Below are 6,376 nucleotides of genomic sequence, written 5' to 3' on the forward strand. Positions count from 1 at the left end.
CAAAGGGGTGACGTGGTGAATCACCAGACCATCGACCCGAGTACGACGCACCTGTCCGCCGAGGACCTCGCCGCGCTGCGCGAGAACCTCCACGAGCAGCGGCTGTTCCGCCGCGAGCAACTGCGCCTGCTCGCCGGACCGGTCACCTCCCGGGCCGAGGACCTGCTCCGGCAGCGGGCCGCCGCGCAGATCGAGGTCCGCGTCAAGCTCGCCGCCTCCGCCCGCATGGTCCTCAACGACGTCGAATCGGCCCTCACCCGCATGGACGAGGGGTCCTACGGCAGCTGCCACCTGTGCCGGCGCCCGGTCGAACACGAACGGCTCAGGATCGTGCCGCAGGCCCGCTACTGCGCGCGCTGCCAGCAGGTCAAGCAGGCACGGCCATGACCGGCGTCCACGACCTGCCCGGCGACGGCCGTCACCGGCTGTGGCCCGGGTGCCGGCGCTGCTGCGGCATCGCCCTCGACATCGGAAGCGCCCGCACCCGCGTCTGGCTCGCCGGCAAGGGCACGGTCGTCGACGTACCCACCGTCACCTTCCCCGGCACCGGTGGGCTCCACCCCGTCCAGCGCGGCACCATCGTCGACACCCCGGGGTGTGCCCGGATGCTGCAACGCCTCCTCGGCAACCGGCTGCCCCGGTTCACCCGTCCCGTGGTCATCGTCACCACGCCCGTGCTGGGCGGTGTCGCCTACCGCACCCGGGCCCGCGCCGCGGTCGAGGTGCTGAGGCCCCGCAGCGTCCTGCCCGTCCCCGGTGCCCGGAGCATCGCCCTGGCAGCCGACGCGGACATGTCCCGGCCGCTGCTGGTGGTGGACGTCGGTGCCCACCTCACCGAGGTGGTGCTGCTGTGCGACGGTGCCGTCACCGACGCGCACCGGACGGCACTGGGGACCGGCGACCTCGGTGAGACGGCCACGCCGGAGCAGATCGTCGAAGCGGTGGTGGCCATGCTGACGGCGATCCGCCGCCACGACCGCACCTCGCTCACCACGGGAGCGCTGCGGCGCGGCATCCTCCTGGCCGGCGGCGGTGCCCTGCGGCCGGAGATCACCTACCCCCTCACCGACCGTCTGAAGGCACCGCTGCACATCGTCCCGGCCCCGCACACCGCGGCCGTCCGGGGCGCCGCCAGGTTCCTGCAAGCCGCCCACTCCCACCCCTCGGCCGTCACCCACCCGCGGTAGGCCCCGTCGTCGGCGTCAGCGGGGGACGCCGAGGGTGTCCAGGCACCGGTGCATGACCTCCGCCGGCAGGCCGGGGTTGCCCAGTGCCCGGGAGGAGAGCGCCGGGTTCCCGCAGCTCTCCACGATGAGGTCGACCGGCAGGGCGGGGTGGGCGGCGGCCATGCCCCGCACCCGTTCGTCCGGATCCGCGAGCAGCCGGACCACCACGTCGGCGGGAGTGTGCGGGTCGAGTCCCACCAGCCGCCTCTTCTCCGGGTCCGGGTCGTCGGCGAACCGCCGGCCGGCACCCGCGCGCGGGAAGTCGGCGTGGCCGAGCAGCGCGCCCCTGGTGATGACCTGGCAGTCCAGGTAGGTCTGCAGCACGACCTCACCGTCCACACCGGTCTGGTTCTCGCACAGGAGGAGCCGCACGGCGTAGTCGTCGTCCCGGGAGAGCAGTTCGACGGCGTCGGCGGGCAGGTGCGCACCGCAGGCGGCACTGCGGCGCAGCAGGATGTTGGCCGACCGGGCGCACTCGCGCAGCACGTCGGGATCCGTGCACAGGCGCACCCACTCGACGGGGTACAACCGGTCGGACGGGTCGATGGTGATGTCGACGGCGCCCCGCTCGGCCTCGGTCAGCTCGGGCCTGACCGACACGGCCAGCCGGACGCTGTGCGCGTCGTCGTCGGCCAGCCTGCGGACGAGGTCGGCGGGCAGGTGAGGGTTGGCCGCGAGTTCGCGCCGGTCCGATTCCGAGCTGCTCGCCGCGAGCCGTTCGGCGGTCGCCCTGCTCATGACCCCGTGGCGGATCACCTCGTGCCGTTGGAAGGGGCCGAGGTCCGCGTCGAGCAGGAGGTCGGTGCAGCGCGCGTCGTCCCGGCAGGCCTGCCGCATGGCTGCCCGGCGCACGTCGTCCACGGGGTCGTGGAGCAGGCGGTCCCGGGCGTCCCGGGGGAGCAGGTCCCACACCCGGGACGCCGCCCGCCGGAGGTCCGCGTCGTCGTGGTCGGTGAGAAGGGCCACCAGTTCCGGCGCCGTGTGCCGGGAGTCGGCCGCGCAGCGGCGGACCCGCGCGTCCTCGTCGGCGAGCAGCCGCTTCTGCGTGGCGACAGGAAGCGGCTCCACGGGGATGCGGAACCCGTCGGGGCCGTGGGCGAGGACCGCCCGCACCCGAGGGTCGGGGTCGTCGACGAGCCGGGCCCGTTGTTCCGGTGTCGCCGAGGGGTTCTCGGCGAACGCCGATCTCAACCTGCGATCGGGGTGCACGACGACCGCGTCGACCACCTCGTCCGGCACAGCCCGCCAGGCCAGCACGTCCCAGGCCGCGACGGCCTCCCGCGCCAGCAGTCTGGTCAGTACGTCGACCGGCGCCGCCGGGTTCCGGGCGATGGCACCGATCGTCTCGCGGTCAGGACACTCGTCGCACATGTCTCCCCCTGTTCGCCCGCGGTCGACGCGGGCCCGCAGATTGTGCTCGGGACGTGCGTACCGGGTCAACGCCCTTGATCACGCGGTCACCTGTCTTCCCGTCAGCATGGGAATCCGGCGGTCACGGTGTCCGGATGTCCCGCACGGGGGTACCCGGCGCCGGTGCGCGCAGGCGCCAACGGGGCCCGGCCGAAGGAGCCTTGGGGGTCGATGGAGTGGAGGGCGGATGACGGTCGACTTGCTCGGTTTCCTCGGCGTCGTACTGGTGGCGTACGTCGTGCCGGGCCCGGACTTTCTCGTGGTGCTCAGATCGGCGGCCGAGGATCCCGCGAAGGGGAGAGCGGCCGCACTGGGTGCCCAGACCGGGCTGTGCGCCCACATGCTGGCCGCCGCGGCCGGCCTCTCGGTGATCGCCACCCGCTCACCCCTGGTGTACGACGGGATCAAACTCATGGGGGCGGCCTACCTGGTGTATCTCGGTGTCCGGGCCGTGCTCGCCGCCCGGCGGGCCGCCCGCGAGCGGCGTGACACGAACGGGGCCCCGTCCGGGGCGCCGGAGGCGGAGGGGCCCGCCCGGGGGCGGTTGCGGAGTGGTTTCACTGAGGGGCTGCTCACCAACGTGCTCAACCCCAAGGCCGCCCTGTTCTTCCTCAGCGTCCTGCCGCAGTTCGTCGACGGCGACGGATCGATGGCCCAGCAGATCTTCTTCCTCGGCATGCTGGACGTCGTCATCGGCGTCGCCTATTGGTTCGCCCTCGTCGTGGTCGCCGCGCGTCTGCGAGCCCTGCTGGCCAGACCGAAGGTCCGCCACCGCTGGGAGCTGACCACCGGCTGGCTGTTCATCGCCATTGGCGTCTCGGTCGCGGCCGTCGCCTGAGGATTCAGCGGGAACACGGCTGGGCAAGGTCCAGGAATGTCATGAGCACGACTGCCCTTCCCCCACAAGGAGGTCGATCATGCACGTCCGTATGCTGACCGGCGGCCTCGCCGCCGCCTGCCTGGTGTCCCTGTCCCTGACGGGTGGCCAGGCTTCGGCCGCGGCCGAAGCCCCTGTCGCCGCGCGTGTCCTGACCTATGACGCCAGTGGCTCGGCGGAGTTCCAGAGCGCCGTCAACCGTGGCGCGGCGATCTGGAACGAGAGCGTCGACGCCGTCGAACTACGGCCCGTCACGGCAGGACAACGAGCCAACATCCGGGTCCTCGCGGACAACGGCTGGCCCCGCGCGCTGCCCGGCACCCTGGGCAACGGCACCGTGTACATCGGGCGCCAGGCCGTCGACCAGGGGTACGACACGATCCGTATCTCCGCGCACGAACTCGGGCACATCCTGGGCCTGCCGGACCGCAAGCCCGGGCCCTGCTCGAGCCTCATGTCAGGCTCCACCGCGGGCACCTCGTGCACGAACCCGTACCCGAACGCCGCGGAGAAGTCAGAGGTCGAGGGGAACTTCGGCGGCGCACTCGCCGGACCGGTACCGGCGGCGCGTGCCGGGGTGATCGTGGACTGACGCGTGCGACACCGCGCGTGAGGAAGCCCTGCGCCTCGCCCGCCCCCTCGCCGTCGACCGGTGGTGGCGACAGCCGCGACGGCTCCTCCGCCACGCCGTGGTACGGCGGGGGAGCCGGGCGGGTTCCGGAGTGCGGGCCCACCGCCGCCGGTCACCTCACCGGCTCATGCTGACCGTCATCGACATCAGCAGTCCGTGTGTCTCCTCGTCGGCGGCGGCCACGAGCCCACGACCGGCCGCACCGACCGGGGCACCGTCGATCCCCGTGACGACACAGCCGGCGGCGGGCGTGGGTGCGGCGTACCGGGGTGCGTCCGCCCCGGTACGCCGCACCCACGCGGTCCGACCGTCCGTGCAGAAGGTTTCGCCGCTGAGGCAACGGTCCTCGCCGGGGAGGCGGAGGGCGCACGGGCCTTGATCGCCGACGTCGCCCGGTGGGGGACCTTCGGTGCCGGTCCGCACGCGTCCGCCCGGCTCGCGCGCTGCCGCGCCCTGCGCTGGCCCGGCCGGCCCCGCAGCAACTGCGCGTCGCACGGCACGTGGCCGAGGGCGCCCCCACAGGGAGGTGGCCCAGCGGCTGACCGTCAGTACCCGCACGGCCGACTGTCACCTGCGCAATGTGTTCGCCGTGCTCGGCGTGCGCTCCCGCATCGAGCTCGCCCGCATGGTCGACAGAGAGCTCCGCTGAACCCGGCACCGGCGGGGCCGCTCGGAGAAGAAGACGCCGCACGACTCTGGGGACCGACCGGACGGTATGTCATTCTGAGCAGCACCACGCGGGTGGCGACGGCCGGACGGGCAGCGCACCCGCCGGACGCCGCTGCGCCCGGACGGCGCCGGGCGCGGCCGGAAGGCCGCAGTCGGGGGAGGACCGCCATGCACCCTGCCGCACGCACACATACGACGTTCCGCACCGGGCCGACGCCGGTCCCGCAGCCGCGCGCACGACGGATCCGGTCACTGATCGACGCCGACGCGCTGCGCGTCCTGCACCGGGCGGCCCGCGTCCTGCTCGACGACCTGCCGGACCTGACCGACCGGCTGCTCGCGGTCCTGCGCGAACAGGAACCGGCGTACCGGACGTGTCTGGAGAACGACCACACCGCCACCTGGCAGGAGGTGTACCGCTCGCTGCGGCACAGCGTGACCTCGCTGCTCGACCCGCGCGGCTCGCGGGAGGCCGCCCACCGCTGCACCTGGCGCATCGGCGTCACCCGGGCCGAGCAGGGACTGCCGCTGGACGCCCTGCTGCACGCGTTCCGGCTGGGCGGCTCCCTGGTGTGGCAGCGGCTGGTGGAGGAGACCACCCGTTCGGCACCCGAGGACATCCGGCTCCTCGTGCACGTGGCCACCGACGTGTGGAACTTCGTCGACGAGCACTGCACCCTCGTCGCGGACGCCTACCGGCAGGCGGAACGGCAGCTCGCCTGGCGGCGCGAGAACCGGGTGCGCCTGCTGGCCGCCGCCCTCCTGGACGGCACGAGCCGGATCGCGGACCTGCCCGACACCGCCGAGAGCCTGGGCCTGCCGGAACACGGCCGGTACGTCGTCGTCGCGGTCGCCGGCGGCCGGCCCCAGCACGTCGCGGACACCCGGGCCGTCCCACTGCCGCCCGGCCGGACCGTCCACTGGCACCCGGGAGCCGAGGTGGACTACGGCATCGTCCTGGTCGCCGGGGAGGGCGGCGAGGACCCCGCCGCGGCACCTGACCTCGCCTGCGACGGCCCGCCCGGACAGCGCGTCGGCGTCGGCAGCGCCGTGACGGGACTCGCCGCGGTCGGCGACGCCCGGCGCCTGGCCGATCTCGCCCTGGGCCTGTGCCCGGCCGAGGGCGGCACGGTCCGGCTCACCGATCATCTGCCCGAGGCGCTGGTCGCCTCCTGCCCGGAACTGGGCGCGGCTCTCACCGAGCGGACCCTCGGCCCCCTGCTTCGGCTCGAACCGGCCGACCGGGACGTCTTGCTGGACACCTTGGCCGCCTGGTTCGCCTGCGAGGGTTCCGCCCAGCGGGCCGGCGAGCGGCTGTACTGTCACCGCAACACCGTCCTGAACCGGCTGCGCCGCTGCGAGCAGCTCACCGGCCGCTCACTGGCCCGCCCGCACGACGTGGTCGAGATCGCCCTCGCCCTGACAGCACGCCGACTGCTGCACGGCTGAGACGCGCTCCGCGGACGGAAAGCCACGGGACGGCCCCTCGACGCGTCCTGTGAGCGTCTGCCCGCCCCTGCACGGCGCTGCCACCCGCCGGCCGGCGTGCGCCCGCGCGCCGCC

7 protein-coding genes and 1 pseudogene are annotated in these 6,376 nt (G+C 73.9%); 6 read left to right on the plus strand and 2 right to left on the minus strand.

Annotated features, from left to right (window positions below):
- Positions 1–12 precede the first annotated feature (12 nt).
- A complete protein-coding gene (locus ACFZDI_RS09575) occupies positions 13–387 on the plus strand; it encodes a TraR/DksA C4-type zinc finger protein (protein ID WP_234847817.1) in 375 nt (124 codons plus the stop codon).
- A complete protein-coding gene (locus tag ACFZDI_RS09580) occupies positions 384–1,187 on the plus strand; it encodes a rod shape-determining protein (RefSeq protein WP_391249001.1) in 804 nt (267 codons plus the stop codon). The genes ACFZDI_RS09575 and ACFZDI_RS09580 overlap by 4 nt, the downstream gene beginning before the upstream one ends.
- Before the next feature lie 15 nt (positions 1,188–1,202).
- Here ACFZDI_RS09580 and ACFZDI_RS09585 read toward each other — a convergent pair whose 3' ends face one another.
- Positions 1,203–2,597 (minus strand): hypothetical protein, encoded by a 1,395-nt coding sequence (locus ACFZDI_RS09585; RefSeq protein WP_234847819.1) that lies wholly within the window; start codon positions 2,595–2,597, stop codon positions 1,203–1,205.
- A 226-nt stretch (positions 2,598–2,823) separates the two neighbouring features.
- On the opposite strand from ACFZDI_RS09585, the gene ACFZDI_RS09590 reads away from it, so the two are divergent.
- Complete coding sequence (locus tag ACFZDI_RS09590) at positions 2,824–3,474, plus strand: LysE family transporter (RefSeq protein WP_391249003.1); 651 nt, start codon at positions 2,824–2,826, stop codon at positions 3,472–3,474.
- A 79-nt stretch (positions 3,475–3,553) separates the two neighbouring features.
- Positions 3,554–4,105: a snapalysin family zinc-dependent metalloprotease gene (locus tag ACFZDI_RS09595; protein WP_234847821.1), complete on the plus strand. Its 552-nt coding sequence runs from the start codon at positions 3,554–3,556 to the stop codon at positions 4,103–4,105.
- A 156-nt stretch (positions 4,106–4,261) separates the two neighbouring features.
- Here ACFZDI_RS09595 and ACFZDI_RS09600 read toward each other — a convergent pair.
- Positions 4,262–4,390 (minus strand): annotated as a pseudogene (locus ACFZDI_RS09600) (phosphatase); the annotation flags it as partial.
- Positions 4,391–4,670: 280 nt separating this feature from the next.
- Here ACFZDI_RS09600 and ACFZDI_RS09605 point away from each other — a divergent pair.
- Positions 4,671–4,793 carry a LuxR C-terminal-related transcriptional regulator gene (locus ACFZDI_RS09605; protein WP_372486642.1) on the plus strand — a complete coding sequence of 41 codons (123 nt, stop codon included), beginning with the start codon at positions 4,671–4,673 and terminating at the stop codon, positions 4,791–4,793.
- A 188-nt stretch (positions 4,794–4,981) separates the two neighbouring features.
- Positions 4,982–6,262 carry a CdaR family transcriptional regulator gene (locus ACFZDI_RS09610; RefSeq protein ID WP_234847822.1) on the plus strand — a complete coding sequence of 427 codons (1,281 nt, stop codon included), beginning with the start codon at positions 4,982–4,984 and terminating at the stop codon, positions 6,260–6,262.
- The last annotated feature ends 114 nt before the right edge of the window (positions 6,263–6,376 follow it).

It is taken from the genome of Streptomyces sp. NPDC007907, assembly GCF_042959365.1.
Classification (GTDB): domain Bacteria; phylum Actinomycetota; class Actinomycetes; order Streptomycetales; family Streptomycetaceae; genus Streptomyces; species Streptomyces indiaensis.